The sequence below is a fragment of the Polaribacter ponticola genome (assembly GCF_026191475.2).
GTDB classification, from domain to species: domain Bacteria; phylum Bacteroidota; class Bacteroidia; order Flavobacteriales; family Flavobacteriaceae; genus Polaribacter; species Polaribacter ponticola.
Window position 1 is genome coordinate 871,512 of sequence record NZ_JAOSLC020000002.1, and the last position, 15,482, is coordinate 886,993.

General features: G+C 26.7%; 19 protein-coding genes and 1 pseudogene. All 20 read left to right on the forward strand.

The genetic code is table 11. The annotated features are described in order from the left end of the window. Positions 1-3 precede the first annotated feature (3 nt). The 20 genes and pseudogenes from N5A56_RS04455 to N5A56_RS04545 all read left to right on the forward strand — a co-directional run bounded on the left by N5A56_RS04455 (position 4) and on the right by N5A56_RS04545 (position 15,441). On the forward strand, positions 4-987 hold the full coding sequence (locus tag N5A56_RS04455; protein WP_265726201.1) for a sensor histidine kinase: 984 nt from the start codon (positions 4-6) through the stop codon (positions 985-987). After that, positions 984-1,682, forward strand: coding sequence for a LytR/AlgR family response regulator transcription factor (locus N5A56_RS04460; RefSeq protein WP_265726200.1), 699 nt, complete (start codon positions 984-986; stop codon positions 1,680-1,682). The genes N5A56_RS04455 and N5A56_RS04460 overlap by 4 nt, the downstream gene beginning before the upstream one ends. Before the next feature lie 322 nt (positions 1,683-2,004). Continuing rightward, positions 2,005-2,859 carry an alpha/beta hydrolase gene (locus tag N5A56_RS04465; RefSeq protein WP_265726199.1) on the forward strand — a complete coding sequence of 285 codons (855 nt, stop codon included), beginning with the start codon at positions 2,005-2,007 and terminating at the stop codon, positions 2,857-2,859. Positions 2,860-2,864: 5 nt separating this feature from the next. Beyond that, complete coding sequence (locus N5A56_RS04470; protein WP_265726198.1) at positions 2,865-3,794, forward strand: polysaccharide deacetylase family protein; 930 nt, start codon at positions 2,865-2,867, stop codon at positions 3,792-3,794. 18 nt (positions 3,795-3,812) lie between these two features. Beyond that, the gene (locus N5A56_RS04475) at positions 3,813-4,283 is read left to right on the forward strand and encodes a DinB family protein (protein WP_265726197.1); all 471 of its coding nucleotides are present in this window, start codon (positions 3,813-3,815) and stop codon (positions 4,281-4,283) included. 71 nt (positions 4,284-4,354) lie between these two features. Next, positions 4,355-4,594: pseudogene (locus tag N5A56_RS17690) on the forward strand (toxin-antitoxin system YwqK family antitoxin); the annotation flags it as partial. 15 nt (positions 4,595-4,609) lie between these two features. Next, complete coding sequence (locus N5A56_RS04480; RefSeq protein WP_274270213.1) at positions 4,610-5,158, forward strand: nuclear transport factor 2 family protein; 549 nt, start codon at positions 4,610-4,612, stop codon at positions 5,156-5,158. A 31-nt stretch (positions 5,159-5,189) separates the two neighbouring features. Beyond that, complete coding sequence (locus N5A56_RS04485) at positions 5,190-5,513, forward strand: hypothetical protein (RefSeq protein WP_265726195.1); 324 nt, start codon at positions 5,190-5,192, stop codon at positions 5,511-5,513. Between the two features lie 9 nt (positions 5,514-5,522). Next, positions 5,523-6,428 carry a hypothetical protein gene (locus N5A56_RS04490; RefSeq protein WP_265726194.1) on the forward strand — a complete coding sequence of 302 codons (906 nt, stop codon included), beginning with the start codon at positions 5,523-5,525 and terminating at the stop codon, positions 6,426-6,428. Positions 6,429-6,436: 8 nt separating this feature from the next. After that, positions 6,437-7,264 carry a leucine-rich repeat domain-containing protein gene (locus N5A56_RS04495; protein ID WP_265726193.1) on the forward strand — a complete coding sequence of 276 codons (828 nt, stop codon included), beginning with the start codon at positions 6,437-6,439 and terminating at the stop codon, positions 7,262-7,264. Between the two features lie 141 nt (positions 7,265-7,405). Then, positions 7,406-8,494, forward strand: coding sequence for a sensor histidine kinase (locus N5A56_RS04500; RefSeq protein WP_265726192.1), 1,089 nt, complete (start codon positions 7,406-7,408; stop codon positions 8,492-8,494). After that, positions 8,481-9,203 carry a LytR/AlgR family response regulator transcription factor gene (locus tag N5A56_RS04505; protein WP_265726191.1) on the forward strand — a complete coding sequence of 241 codons (723 nt, stop codon included), beginning with the start codon at positions 8,481-8,483 and terminating at the stop codon, positions 9,201-9,203. Before N5A56_RS04500 ends, N5A56_RS04505 begins: the two co-directional genes overlap by 14 nt. Before the next feature lie 10 nt (positions 9,204-9,213). Then, on the forward strand, positions 9,214-9,693 hold the full coding sequence (locus N5A56_RS04510) for an alpha/beta hydrolase (RefSeq protein WP_265726190.1): 480 nt from the start codon (positions 9,214-9,216) through the stop codon (positions 9,691-9,693). Positions 9,694-9,770: 77 nt separating this feature from the next. Further along, positions 9,771-10,391, forward strand: coding sequence for a tetratricopeptide repeat protein (locus tag N5A56_RS04515; RefSeq protein ID WP_265726189.1), 621 nt, complete (start codon positions 9,771-9,773; stop codon positions 10,389-10,391). A gap of 149 nt (positions 10,392-10,540) precedes the next feature. Further along, entirely contained in the window at positions 10,541-11,161 is a 621-nt protein-coding gene (locus N5A56_RS04520; RefSeq protein WP_265726188.1) for a hypothetical protein, read from the forward strand. Between the two features lie 33 nt (positions 11,162-11,194). Further along, entirely contained in the window at positions 11,195-11,425 is a 231-nt protein-coding gene (locus N5A56_RS04525) for a hypothetical protein (protein ID WP_265726187.1), read from the forward strand. A gap of 272 nt (positions 11,426-11,697) precedes the next feature. Continuing rightward, positions 11,698-13,416 (forward strand): CocE/NonD family hydrolase, encoded by a 1,719-nt coding sequence (locus N5A56_RS04530; RefSeq protein WP_265726186.1) that lies wholly within the window; start codon positions 11,698-11,700, stop codon positions 13,414-13,416. A 56-nt stretch (positions 13,417-13,472) separates the two neighbouring features. Further along, positions 13,473-14,018 (forward strand): GrpB family protein, encoded by a 546-nt coding sequence (locus N5A56_RS04535; protein ID WP_265726185.1) that lies wholly within the window; start codon positions 13,473-13,475, stop codon positions 14,016-14,018. A gap of 24 nt (positions 14,019-14,042) precedes the next feature. Further along, the gene (locus N5A56_RS04540) at positions 14,043-14,861 is read left to right on the forward strand and encodes a CPBP family intramembrane glutamic endopeptidase (RefSeq protein ID WP_265726184.1); all 819 of its coding nucleotides are present in this window, start codon (positions 14,043-14,045) and stop codon (positions 14,859-14,861) included. A gap of 178 nt (positions 14,862-15,039) precedes the next feature. Further along, complete coding sequence (locus N5A56_RS04545) at positions 15,040-15,441, forward strand: hypothetical protein (protein ID WP_265726183.1); 402 nt, start codon at positions 15,040-15,042, stop codon at positions 15,439-15,441. The last annotated feature ends 41 nt before the right edge of the window (positions 15,442-15,482 follow it).

Sequence of the window (15,482 nt, forward strand, 5' to 3'; positions counted from 1 at the left end):
AATATGACATTAAAAAGAAGATTTTACATCACATCTTTTGTTGCCGCTATTTTTGCAGTATTAAGTTTCGTTTTTAAAGACTTACAGAACGAAATTCCAATAATTATAAATATGTTATTGGGCGGTACAATTCTATATATATTGTTCTTCTATTTATTAGAAACTGGTAAACTAAAAACGAATTGGACAAAACCTGTTTATAAGAATATTTTTTATGGATTAACCATAATTGTTCTAATTGTTAGTATTACTCTGGCAAGTAAAATTGATGAAAACGGAGATAGTTTCTGGGTAATAAATTATAATATATGGTTAGTAGATTTGTTAGTTTTTCTTTTAATTTCATTTATTTTTTATATTGTTTTTTCATGGTTTTTTGAAAGATGGAAAGCTGTTAGAACATTAAAAAATGAAAAATCGAAAGCAGAATTGTCTTTATTAAAAGAACAGATAAATCCTCATTTTTTTAACACATTAAATAATTTATACTCATTAATTAAAAAAGATCCAGATGCAGCGCAAAATTACGTCTTAAAACTATCTGATTTAATGCGATTTACTATTTACGATAGCGGAAAAGAAAATGTAATTTTAGGAGAAGAAATTAATTATTTAACTAATTTTATAGATTTACAAACCTCTAGATATCATAAAGAAATTAAAATTAGCTTTGTAAAAAATGTTGAAAATTTAAATACTAAAATTGCGCCTTTATTATTTATAATTTTATTAGAAAACGCCTTTAAACATGGTGTAGAAAAATTAACAGAAGACACTTTTGTACAAGTAGAGTTAAAAGAGAATAACGAAATAATTCATTTTTCGGTTGTAAATAATTTTGATAAAAATGAGTCTTCAAAATCAAGAGGAATTGGATTAAAAAATTTAAAAGAACGTTTAGAATTAGTGTATCCTAACAAATACAACTTATCACACAAAATAGAAAACAATATCTATTCTGCAACACTAGAAATACTTAAAAAATGATAAAATATATAATTGTAGATGATGAAACAGCATCGCATGATATTATAAAAGATTATGCTAATAATCTTTCTTATTTATCGTTTCAAAAAAGTTGTTTTAATGCATTTGAAGCTATAGAATATTTAAATAACAATTTGGTTGAGCTTATTTTTTTAGACATTAATATGCCTAAACTTTCAGGATTAGATTTTTTAAAAACGTTATCTAATCCTCCTAAAATTATTATAACAACGGCTTATAAAGAGTATGCTTTAGAAGGTTATGAACTAAACATTTCTGATTACCTATTAAAACCTTTTAACTTTTTACGTTTTGTAAAAGCAGTAAATAAAGTGTACGATTTATCTGCAGTATCGTCAGACTCTTTTCAAGTAAAAGATTCTTTAAAGGATGCAAAAATTTTTATAAAAGATGATAAAAAGCATCGCCAAATAACTTTAAATAATATTCTTTTTATTGAAGGTTATGGGAATTATGTAAAAATTCATATGATCGATAAGATGATTGTTTCTCATCAAACTTTATCATCATTTACAAACATTTTACCCGAAAATCAATTTATGCAAGTTCATAAATCGTTTATTATTTCTAAAGATAAAATCGATTTAATTGAAGGTAATAGAATAAGTATTCGAGAACACAACATTCCTATTGGCAAAGTGTATAAAATGAATGTAAATAAAATGATTAAATAAGTCTTAAAACACAGTGTTTTTTAATCATCTAACTTCTTTTCTTACTCTTTAATAAAATCAGGTTTAAAAAATAATTCTACTTAATAACATTTTTTATTTTTTAAAAAAATTAACATTTTTACCTGTAATATTTCTTCTAACAAAGTACTAATTACAATAATATTTAAAGTTGTTAATAGACGTTTAGTGTCTTAAAACGGCTGTTTATGTTCGTTAATTAATAGTTTGTCATTTATAATTTTTGGAAGTAACTATAAATTATAAGTTTGTGCATAAAAGTAAGAGATATTCACAAAAATGTGAGGTTAGTAAAATTGAATTTATGTATACATCTGAAAAAGGAAAAAAAGAAATATTAGGTCTTTACAATCAAAAAATAGAAGAATTAAACATTAACTATAAATACAAGTTAATAGACACTTCCTTTGGTGTAACAAATCTTATAATTACAGGTAATGCATCAAAACCGCCAATTATATTAGTACATGGTTCTAATGGTTGTGCACCAATTGCTTTAGAAACTTATAAGGGTTTAGAAAATGATTTTCAAATTTTTGCCATTGATGTTTTAGCACAACCCAATAAAAGTGCTGATACAAGAATGTCTATGAAAAATGATGATTATGGTAAATGGATGCATGAAGTAATAGATGCTCTAAAACTTAAAAACGTTACGCTTGCTGGCTTCTCATTTGGCGGCTTAATTATTTTAAAAACGCTTGAATACAAAGAAAAAAACATAAAAGAAGTTTTTTTATCTGCACCTGCTTACATTGTAAATGGAAATCCATTAAAAGCTTTATTTAAAGTTTTTATACCCATGAAATTTTACATGAAAACAAAAAAAACAAAATATGTAGAATGCTTTTTAAAAGAAGTATTTACTAAACAAGACGATTTTGCTTTACAGTTTTTATCTAAAGTTTTTTTACATTTTAAAATGGATTTTACTCCTGTTCCTGTTATTAAAACTGCTGCTGCAAAATTAATAAAAACACCAATAACAATATTTGCCGCAAAAAACGATTTAATGTTTCCTGGAGAAAAAATGATACATCGCTGTCGTGAAATTTTCCCATCTTCTTTACAAACAATTTTACTTAGCGAATCTAAACATGTACAGAATAGTTTTGATAATAGATACATTGTAGAAATTATAAAAAAAGCACAGAAATAATTGTAATGAGGCATTTAAAATTACTCTTTTCTCTAATTGCTTTAGTTACTCTTTTTAGCTGTAAAACTAATTCTCAAATAGAAAAACCAAAAATTTCCTTTTCTTTTGATGACGGTTCTACACAAGATTTTCCTGGTTATGAAAACTCTAATTGGAACCAATTATTGTTAAACAAGTTAGCAGCAGAAAATGTAAAAACTGTTTTATTTGTAAAAGGAAAAAACTTAGACAATGAAGAAGGAAAATCTATTATTAAAAGTTGGGATAATTCTGGGCATTTAATTGCAAATCATACGTATTCACATCTTTATTTTAATAGTAAAAAAGTAAGTTTAAATAAATTTAAACAAGAATTATTAAAGAACGATTCATTAATTAACACCTATTCTAATTATACAAAATTATTCAGATTTCCGTATTTGAAAGAAGGGAATACAATTGAGAAAAGAGATGATTTTAGAAATTTTTTAAAAGAACAAAACTATAAAATAGGTCATGTAACAATTGATGCATCTGACTGGTACATAAACCAAAGACTTATAAAACGATTAAAAGAAAATAATAAAGCAGACATTTCTGGTTTTAGAGATTATTATTTAGACCATCTTTTTAATCGTGCAGAATATTACAATTCGCTTGGGAAAAAATTAACGGGACGACAAATTCATCACAATATATTATTACATCATAACTTAACATCTGCCCTATTTATAGATGATTTAATAAATCGTTTTAAAAAGAATGGTTGGGAAATTGTTGATGCAAAAAAAGCATATAAAGATGCTATTTATAATAAAGTTTCGAATACAGTTCCTGCTGGAGAAAGTCTTTTGTGGGCATTAGCTAAACAAACAAAAAAATACGATTCCATTTTACGTTATCCGGCAGAAGATAGTCGTTACGAAAAAGAAGCAATGGATCGTTTAGGATTGTAGTATAAAAACAAAAAAATAATGAATTCAATAAAAATAATCTTATTAAATTTTCATGAAATAAGAAGACGAAGCTTAAAATTATGGAACGGAATTCCTAATGAATATTTGAATTGGAAACCAGACGAAAATGCCTTTACTATTATAGAAATGATAAGACACATTTTAGAAGGCGAGCATCTTTTTCATCAGATAATAGAAAATCGAGGAGATTTGGGAGATTATCAATCGCCTTGGAAAGAGTTAACATATACAGATTTGGAAAATGAAATAACATTTTCTAAAAAATATAGAGCAGAGTTTCTAAATATGATAAATGATTTAAACGAATCTGATTTAAAAAACATAAAAATTGAAAGAAAAGAAGTTGGGCAGAATAAAATACTTGGTGATTACTTAAACAGAATTGCTTACCACGAAGCTGTTCATACAGGGCAATTGTTAGACTACTTAAGAACAATAGGAATTAACAGACCTCAAATTTGGGATTAAATATAATTGGTAAAACAACAACAATTTCACAATAATAATTCACCTAAAAAAATGAAAAAAACATATTATTTATTGCATTAACCCTACTCGTATTATCAAGTAAAGCCCAAGAATATAAAGAATATTATAAAAATGGCGCTTTAAAAGTATTTGGAGTTAAGAAGAATAATTTAAAAACTGGAGAATGGAAATACTATTTTGAGAATGGTAAGATAAGTAAAACAGGTAATTATTTAGAAGGAAAACTAAATGAGGAATGGAAATATTATTACGATAATGGTGTTTTAAGAATTATTGGAAAATACAAAAAAGGAAAAGATAAAGGCTTGTGGAAATACTTTTACGAAAATAGTGCTTTAAGAGCTATCGGAAAATATAAAAATGGAAAACAAACTGGCAAATGGAAATACTTTTATAAAAATTCTATCTTAAAAAAAGTTGGTAAAAAAGAAAAAGGTGAAGACATAGGTGAATGGAAATATTTTAATGAAGACGGAACCTTAAATAAAATTGAAAAGATAGAAACCGATAAAGCACAAATTGAAAGAATATTAAGTTATTATTTTGAAGGCTCTAAAACGGATAATCCAGATCTACTTAAGAAAGCATTTCATTCTGATGCTACTTTAAAGTTCATCAATAAAAAAGGCGCTTACACAAAAATACCTATTCAAACGTTTTTCACGTATTTCAAAAACACGAAGACTAGGTCATTTAAAACTAAAATTTATTACATAAATATTTCTGAAACTACCGCAAATGTAAAACTCTCTACAGAATATAAAACCTATAAATATATAGATTATATGAATATGCTAAAAACAAAAAAAGGCTGGAAAATTGTGAGTAAAATTTCTCATCAAGAGTTTTTTTAGAAATAACTAGAATTTTTAAAATTTAGAATTAATGCAATACGATAAAGACTTACAATCCATACACAAAGCTCTTTTTTTAAAAGCACGAGAATTTCTTTTGTCTTTCGATGGGATAGTAGAAACAAAAAAAGAACGAATTACAACTTATTCAAATAAAAATGGCGGGATTTGCCATTTAAGAACAATGTCTTATGGTGTTGATTTTGGATTTTTAAAAGGCGCAAAAATGAAAGATGAATTAGGATTTCTTACAGGAAAAGGAAAAGCGATTCGGGTTTTAGCCATAAAAGAATTAGATAAAAAAACGATTACGTATTATTTAAAACAAGCTTTAGAATTAAACGAAAAAAAATAATTAAAAAAAATGAAAAAACTAAATTTATCTATTAAAGCTATGTTCATAGCATCTGTATTATTTATTTCATGTACAGAAAACGATCCAATTATCGAAGAAGAAACTTGTATTGGAGATAACTATACAATTGAAATTGATCGATTATTAACAAAATTAACAAATACGCATCCTGGTAATTTACCAACAATTCGTAATTATGAATATACTTATAATTCTTATAATTTATTAGCAGAATCTAAAGAATATACTTTTGATTATGATGAGTATCGAATTTTCAATTATCCATGCAACAACAATTTAAGTTCAGTAACCAATGAAAACGAAAGTTTAAAGTATACTTTAAAGTATGATGAGTTAAATAGGTTAGTTTCATATAAAACAACAAATTCTTATTTACACGATTACGAGTTAACCTATAGTGGTAATACAATTACTGTTTCAGGTTTAATTAATAAAAAACCAAATACTACAATAACTATAGAAACTACTAATAACCTAGTAACAAGAATTATTAGAAGTGATAACTATTCTACTTTTGAGTATGATACTAATGGAAATTTAATAAAAGCAAGAGATTACGATAATGATAACACATTGTTAAAAGATTATAAAGTTTCTTATGATTCAAATCCTAATCCGTTTTATGGTCAATTTAAATCAAGTTATTTAGAGCGTTTTATTGATTATTTTTCTAAATCTGCGTTTTATGGAATTGATAATTTTTTCAGATTCAATCAATCTAAATTCCCTTATTTAAAGAACAATCCTGTTTTATTAGAAGATTTAGAGTGTACAAATTGCTATAAAGATTTATTAAAAAGAACCTATGAATACGATTCACAGAATTATCCTTTAAAAATGGAAGAAAGTCATGTTGGTGCTCCAGCAGTTATTTATGAATATCAATACAATTAAAAACGAAAATGAAAAACACTGTTTTATTTATAGCCTTTGGAATTTTTGTATTTGCTTCTTGCTCAAAAGATACTGAAATTGAAATACCAGAACCTGTAAACGATTTTGTAGAAATACCAGATATTGAATTCGAAAAAGAATTAATTAGAGTTGGTATAGATTCAGATGGAGAAATCAATCAAAAATTATTAAAAACCGATGCTGAAAAAGTTACAAAACTATCTCTTTATCGTGCAGATATAACTACTTTAAAAGGTATTGAAGCATTTGTGAATTTAAAAAATCTAAATGCCGAGGCAAATAAATTAACATCTATAGATTTAAGTAATAATGTATTGTTAGACACTATTCATTTAGGGTTTAATAACTTAACCTCTATTAAAGGTTTAAATAATGCATTAAACTTAAAGTGGTTAAGTTTAAGTGGTAATCTATTTACAGAATTTACAATAAAAAACCCAAGTATAGAAAATATATTAATGAGTCATAACGAGTTAACATCTTTTAATGCAAACCAATGCCCAAAATTAACTGGAGTATTATTGCACATAAACAAGCTAGAAGCTTTAGACTTTAGTAATAACCCTTTACTTGAAACCTTAATTTTTTCAGATAATAAAGTAAAAACAATAAATTTAGATAACAATGTTAATTTAGAATACATTTATTGTTCAAGTAATTTATTTACAAGCTTTGATGTAAGTAAACTTAACAAACTAGTAGACTTAAGAGTTGACAGAAACCCAACTTTAACATGTATAAAAATTGCTGAAGATCAGGAAATTTTAACTTTAAGTTTATCAGATTACCAAGAAACAAATATTAATTGTAATTAATATTTGAGTACAAATACCTATCTTTAAAGCCCATTTTTTATAAAAATGGGCTTTTTCTTTTATTCGTTCATCCTTAAAATACGACGCTAATGTACTCTTGCTTTCCTATTTAAATAGTATTTTGTTGCTTTGTATCAAATTATGAATACACAAATTAACAAACAAAATAAAAAAAGTACTTTTCCACTATATTGGAAATGTCAACTTTCTGGCTGGAGCTTAGTTTCTATTTATTGGGCGTACACAGTATATACGAGAGATAATTATGGTGTATGGTATACAATTTTAAATTATGTTTTGGATGCATCCATAGGAATATTTCTAACGCACATGTATAGAGAACTTGCTTTAAAGGCAGGTTGGAAACAATTATCAATTAAAAAACTTTTAATTCGTATTGTTCCTATAATAATTATTTTTGCTGTTTTATACACTCTTATTAATAATTTAAAATGGCATTTCTTCTGGACAATACTTATTGGTGAAGATAAAAATATTCTAGAATCTCTAGTCTTTTGGGATCCGATATTTATTACAGGCTTGCGTTTAATGTCTATTTGGATATTGGCATATCATTTATATCATTATTATCAGAAAGAAGTAGTTACAGCAAAAGAAAATGCTCAATTAACTATCATAGCAAAACAAGCACAATTAGATAATTTATCAGCACAATTAAATCCACATTTTTTATTTAACTCCTTAAACTCAATTAAATCTTTAGTAATTGAAAATCCATATACAGCAAGGAGATCTATCGATTTACTGTCTGATTTATTACGGTCATCTTTATACGAAAAAGACAAAGATTTCATCTCTATTAAAGAAGAATTATCTTTAGTAAAAGATTATATCGAATTAGAAAAAATGCGTTTCGAAGAGCGTTTACAATTAGATATATCGATTGATAAAACGTTGAACAAATTCAAAATTCCAACTTTAAGTATTCAGTTATTGGTTGAAAATGCCATTAAACACGGAATCGATTTAATTGTTAAAGGAGGAATTATTAACCTTACTATTAAAAAAGAACACAATCTTGTAGAAATTATAGTTGTAAATCCAGGAAAGATAAAGAGTAAAAAAACAACAGGATTAGGCATAAAAAATTTACAAGAACGATTAGCTATTCAATATAAAAACAAAGCAACTTTTAGTTTAGTAGCGTTAAATACTAATGAAGTTGAAGCAAAAATAACAATACCATTTACAGCTGATGAAAACATTTAAAACCATCATTATTGATGATGAACGTTTGGCAAGAGAAGAAGTAAAACGTGCATTAAAAAATTACCCAGAGTTTGAAATAGTTGGTGAAGCCAATAATGTAGATGCTGCTTTAATTTTAATTGACGAACTAAACCCAGATATTCTTTTTTTAGACATTCATATGCCAGAAAAATCTGGTTTTGATTTGTTAGAAGAATTAACAACCGTACCAGAAGTTGTTTTTACAACAGCTTACGATCAATATGCTGTAAAAGCTTTTGAGTTAAACGCTTTAGATTATTTAGTAAAACCATTAAGAGACGAACGTTTTTCTAAAACAATAGAAAAAGTAAAAGCAGAATTGGCTAAAAAAGAAGAAATAAAAGTTGATGTTTTACCAATGCATCGAAAAATATTTATCAAAGATGGAGAGAAATGTTTTTTTATTCCTTTATCAGAAATTTATTTTATTGAATCTATTGGCAATTATGTTCGCTTATATTTTGGTAGTGAAAAAGCAATGATAAAACGTTCTTTAAAATTATTGGAAGAAAAATTAGATGCCACTGTTTTTTTTAGAATAAACAGAAGTCAAATCATAAATACACACTTTATAAAAGAAATTCACCCATATTTTAACAATAAACTTCAAATTAAATTAATAACAGGCGAAAAGTTGGAAGCTTCAAGTAGACAATCAATAAAGTTTAAAAACTGGAATAGCCTTTAAATTCAAAAAAATGACTCACAAAAATAATGTTACAAAAATGCTTATTGTGTTTTTGGTGTTCTTGCAATACACAGTAGTTTCGCAAAATGCAACTTCTTATTCAATAGGAAAAACCTATAAAATTAAGTCCAAAGTTTTAAATGAAGAACGTACTTATATTCTAGAGTTACCAAGTTCTTATAAAACTGGTGAAACAAAGTATCCTATTTTAGTTTTATTAGATGGTGAAATGAGTTATCACTCTCATTCAGGAATATTAAACCATATGACACAAGGACGTCAAATTCCTGAAATGATTATTGTTGCCATTACAAATGTGGATAGAAACAGAGATTATACACCAACAAAATATTTAACCAATTTAAATGGATCTAGTGCTATAGAAAATCATAAAACTACAGGAGGAAGCGCAAAATTTTTACAATTTATTGAACAAGAATTATTACCTAAAGTTGAAAAAAATATAGAACTAATGGGTTTAAAACTTTAGTAGGAATTTCACATGGTGGTTTACTTGTAGGATCTGCTTTTTTATCAAAAGAGACTACATTTAATGGGTTTGTTTCTATGGATCCAAGTTTTTGGTGGGACAATCAACAAGTAGTAAAACAATTGGAGAAAACGGATTTGAATCAAATAAAAAACAAAAGATTTTACTTGTCTACTGCTGATAAATTTGAAAACTTTGATAGAATTCCACATGTATTTACTGCAAACATTAATAGCCATGAAAAATTTAATACAACTTTAAAAAACAAAGGGTTTTCACCATCAAATATTGCATTAGACTATTTTAAAGAAGAAAACCATTGGACGGTTGCACTAATGAGTTTGTACAACGGAATGCAATTCATCTACAAAGGGTTAAAAATGAAAAATATGGATAGTAGTTCTATTAATGAAATAGAACTTTATTATAAAGACAATTATAATGGAAGTTTTTTACCTCCAGAAAACGATATAAATTCTTTAGGCTATAGTTTTTTAATGAATAACCCAAAAAAAGCATTAACGTACTTTAAATTAAATGTGAAAAATTACCCAAAGTCATCTAATGCTTTTGATAGTTTAGGAGAAGTGTATTTTAATTTAGATGATAAGGTGAATGCTTTAAAAAGCTATAAAAAATCTTTTGATTTAGATTCGAATAATAAAAATGCCTTAAAAATGATAAATAAATTAAACTAACTGTTTTTCAAACAAGTACAATCATTTTTACTTTCAAAACTTAATTTTTTAACGTTTGTAAGCGTATTTCTACGTTGCTGTACTTTCTCTTTTAAGCTACTCTTATAATTCATTTCTTTGTACTATAAATGAATAAAAACAAAAATATTATGACACATTTTAAAAATAAATTACCATTTTCAAAAGTATTGTTTTTCTTGACAATACTAATAATGAGCTCTTGCTTTAAACAGTATGAAAAGATAACTAATCAGCCAAAATTAAAGGATTACACTGTTGGAGAAAATTGGGTTTGGAAATACAAAGGGGTAACTGATAAAGGAGAAGTTCGTTCTAATGGAGAAGATGCTAGAAGAATAGTTAGTATTGATGGTGTTTTATCAATTTTAGTTGGAAAAGATACTGTACCTGTTTCAGACCTTGTAAAGCCTGAAATAAGTAAAACACCAAGATATAAATGGCCTTTAGAAGTTGGCAAAAAGTGGAAATACGAGAAAAACTGGACAAGTCAAGATGGTACAACAGGAAAGCAAAGTCAAGAAGCTGAAGTTTTATCTTTTAAAGAAGAAACTGTAGGAGCTGGTACATTTATGGCTTACACTATTCAATACTTAGGTAAAACTACAAATTCTAGAGGTTATAATGCAAGAACGGATGAAGTTTGGTTATATGCTCCTAAAGTTAAAAATTTTATTAAATTAACGCAAACTCAAGATGATTTTGTGTACAATGAAGAGTTAATAAAGTATTCAAATCCGAATAAAAAATAACATTGTTTACTAACAACTTTTAATAAAAAAACAATGAAAAAATCAATATTTTTATTTGCACTCTTAGTTAATAGTATTTATTCTTTTGGGCAAGAATTACCCTTTAAAAAGGTGGATTTATCAAATGCTGTAGCACTTGAAAATCAAATGCAACAGTTGGCCGCATTATGTGATACTCAAAATTTATCTGAATTAGACTTATTTAAGTTTCAGTTAATTAAAGAAAACTACACAGATGCATTAAGTACTATAAAAAAAGAATAAAAGATACTCCAAAAGAAGAACGTGTTTATTTAGACCTGTATCTGCAATACGTAGAAGCTAAATTAGCTAAGAATTTTATAAAAACATTTAAAAATTCTTATAAAAACTACTTAATTAAATCGGATGATATCTTTGTTATTAATTTAGATAAAACACTAATACTTAGAGATGGTACGGATTATTTTATTTCTAATTTTAAAAATATTTATAATAATATTAAATCTAACAAAATTTCTAATGCTACTGCTCAAAACTTAATCAAAAAATATTTTTTGAATAAAGTTTATGCAGCAACTAGAGACATTTTCTTTGAGGAAATAGAACAAGACCACAAACGAAGATATAGTATAAATGACAGTATTGTAATTCCGATGAAAGATGGTGCAGAAGTTTCAGTTGTTGTCGTAAAACGAAAAGGAACTTTATCAACAAAAAAAGCTGCAATATTAGCATCGTCAATATATACAGGAACTAATGAGCCTTCTGCAATGTTAGCAGCATCCAAAGGATATATTGGAGTTATTGCTAACACAAGAGGAAAAAGATTGAGTAAAAGTGAAATAAAACCTCTTGAATATGAACATACAGATGTATATGAAGTTATTGATTGGATAAGTAAACAAACTTGGTCTAATAAAAAAGTAGCAATGGTTGGCGGAAGTTATAATGGATTTACGCAATGGGCTTCGATGAAGCACAAAGTACATCCTGCATTAAAAACTATTGTACCAATGGTGGCAGTTGCTCCTGGAATTGATTATCCGATGGAAAATAACATCCTACATAATTATTCATATTCTTGGAATTTTTATGTAACCAATAATAAATTTTTAGATTTTAAAGCTTCAAATGATTATAATCGTTGGAATACTTTAAAAAACACTTGGTACAAAACAGGAGTTGCATTTAACAAACTAGATAGTTTAGATGGTAAAGTAAATAAACTGTGGAATACCTATATGCAGCATCCTAGTTATGATAATTTTTGGAAAAAAATGATTCCGTATAAACAAGAGTTTTCAAAAATTGACATTCCAATTTTAACAATTACTGGTTATTATGATGACTCACAAAGAGGAGCAATGTATTATTTTAATGAGCATCATAAATATGCAAAAAATCCAAACCATTATTTAGTAGTTGGGCCTTATGATCATTGGACGGCGCAAACAAAGCCTTTAGAAAATTTCAGAAACTATAAATTAGACAAATCTGCTTTGATAAATATTGATGAAGATCTTATTTATCAATGGTTTGATTACATTTTAAAAGGAAAAGAAAAACCAAGTATTTTAAAAGACAAAGTGAATTTTCAGGTAATGGATACAGACAAGTGGATGCATAAACCTAGTTTAAATGCCATGACAAATGACACGTTGAAGTTTCATTTAAACGCAACCAAAAAAGATAACTTTTTCTCTTTAAAACCGAAAGCGAATACTACAAAGGTTGATTTAATTATTGACTTTAAAGATAGAAAAAGCATGAGTAATACTGATTATTATCCTTGGCCTTTAGAAAAAGACAACATCAACTTAAAAGATGGATTAATTTTTAAATCTGAAGGCTTACAAGAAGATGTAATTATGAACGGTTCATTTCTAGGAGACCTAGAATTTATTGTCAATAAAAAAGATGTAGACTATTCTGTTACTGTTTATCAACTAACTCCAGAAAACAAATATTTTCACTTAAGTTATTATATTGGTAGAGCTAGTTTTGCTAAAGATAGAGAGCATAGAAATTTATTAATTCCAAATGAAAAAACGAGTATTTCTTTTGATAACTCGAAATTGGTTAGTAAAAAAATACAAAAAGGGAGCAAGATTGTAATTGTTGTAAATGTAAATAAAAACAACAATTCTCAAATCAACTATGGTTCTGGAAAGGATGTAAACGTAGAAGATATAAAAGATGCTAACATACCTTTAAAAATAACTTTTACTGGAAACAGTAGTATTTCTTTACCAATTTGGAATTCTAAAAAATAAAGCAAACTCCTATTTTAAAATTTTGACGAACAATTTTGCGTCATTTACCAAAACCTATGTTAATAAAAAAATATACTCCAAATTGGATTTCAGATTTTATGCATTTGAAGCTTGAAATTGAAAACGGTTTAAATGGAATTGAATATCAGATTGAACATGTTGGAAGTACATCTATACCTAATTTAGATTCTAAAGCAATTATAGACATTGATATTATTTACGAAAACGAATCAGAATTTGAAAAAATTAAATCTGGACTAATTAAAATAGGGTATTATCATAACGGAAATCAAGGAATTGAAATGCGAGAGGTTTTTAAAAGAAATGCTGAATCATCTCATGGTGTTTTAGACACAATTACACATCATCTGTATGTTTGTATTAAAAATTGCGAACCTCTTCAAAGACACATTTTGATGCGTGATTTTTTACGTAAAAATGATTGGGCTAGATTGAAATATCAAGAAATGAAATATCAATTAGCGGAAAAAGCAAATCAGAATAAAAAACTGTATGATGGATTGAAAGAATTAAATGTGAATGAATTTATTGACGAAATTATAGCAATGGAAAAAACAAATTTAAGAAGTTCATACTCTTAAGTAGGGCTACAATAAATTATATTTATGAAAAATATATTTACACCATCAATCACACAAAACAAAGCAGAAAAGAAAAGATATCGTTGGCAAACTGCTATAAGTGTGTTATTACTTTTTGTAGTAGGTTCGTTAATAAACATTCCTTTTAGTAGAGAGGTAAAACGATTAAATATTGAAGCAGGATCTCCCAACGTTCGTTTAAGTGATTCTGTTTTCGATGACGTGATAACTATTGGAGTTAGTAGTTTTATTTTAGGTGCAATTTTGGTGTTTATTGGGCTATGGGTTTCTGCTAAAACGAATCTTGGCACACCTATAATCGCTAGATGTTTTTCAAAGCATCGAGTTGCTAAATTAATTGATTTTAAGGCACTTTTATCTAGTGTTATTTTAGCTATAGTAGTTGCTATAATTCTATTAGGTTTATTTGAATTACAGAAAGAATTATATCCTGTAGTTGGGAAAATGTCTAGACCATCAAAACCTTTTTATGCGCTTGTTGCTTTTTCGGCAGGTATTAGTGAAGAAATAATGTTTCGATTAGGATTAATGTCATTAATAATAGCGATTATACAATTCATAAAAAATGCAGATATCCCAACAAATAAAATGGTTTGGGCAGGAATTATTATTTCAGCAATGGTTTTTGGATTAATGCATCTTCCATTATCAAAGAATTTTGTTGAATTAACACCTTTTTCAATAGCTGTAACTATGGTTGGAAATTTAATTACAGGATCTACTTTTGGATGGATATTTTGGAAAAGAGGTCTTTTAGTTGCAATTGTATCTCATATAGTATTTGATTTGGTTTTTCATGTTATTGGTACACCATTTACTTAGGATAGATATAATTAAAACTATAATTATTGCTTTTAAAACTAACAGCTCTCAATGCAGCTGCATTTCAAGACAAAAAGACTCTAAACTTAGAATCTAAGACAATGTATAAAACAAGAGATTTCATGATTCATCTTCCTGAAAGCTATTCAAAGAATAAATTCAAATAAATAGAACAATAATGAAATACAAATTAACTAAGAATATATTGGGAATTGCTTTTATCATGTTTTTTATTTCATGTAATAAAAACAAAAAAATTATCTTAAAGTCTAATAAAAAAATTGTTCAAGTAAAAGTTAGTAATGAAAATAGATCATATAATTGGAATCTTAATAAGGCGTTAAACCCAGATGAGAATGAAATAACCCTTAGGAATAATGACAGTGTAAACGTTATGTATGTTTCAGATATAGATTCTATTAAGTTTAATGTGAAAAATGGGACTAAAATAAATTTTGATATTGTTGTATCAAAAGACACATTTAGTCAGCAAATACTAGGTATTCCATATATTCCAAAAGCAAATTATTCTAACAAGTTTCAATCCAAAAAAAGGAAGAATAGATTTTTCTGTTCCTGAGCTCTATGAACTTGTTAATGTTGTTGTTGCTTTAACTAATA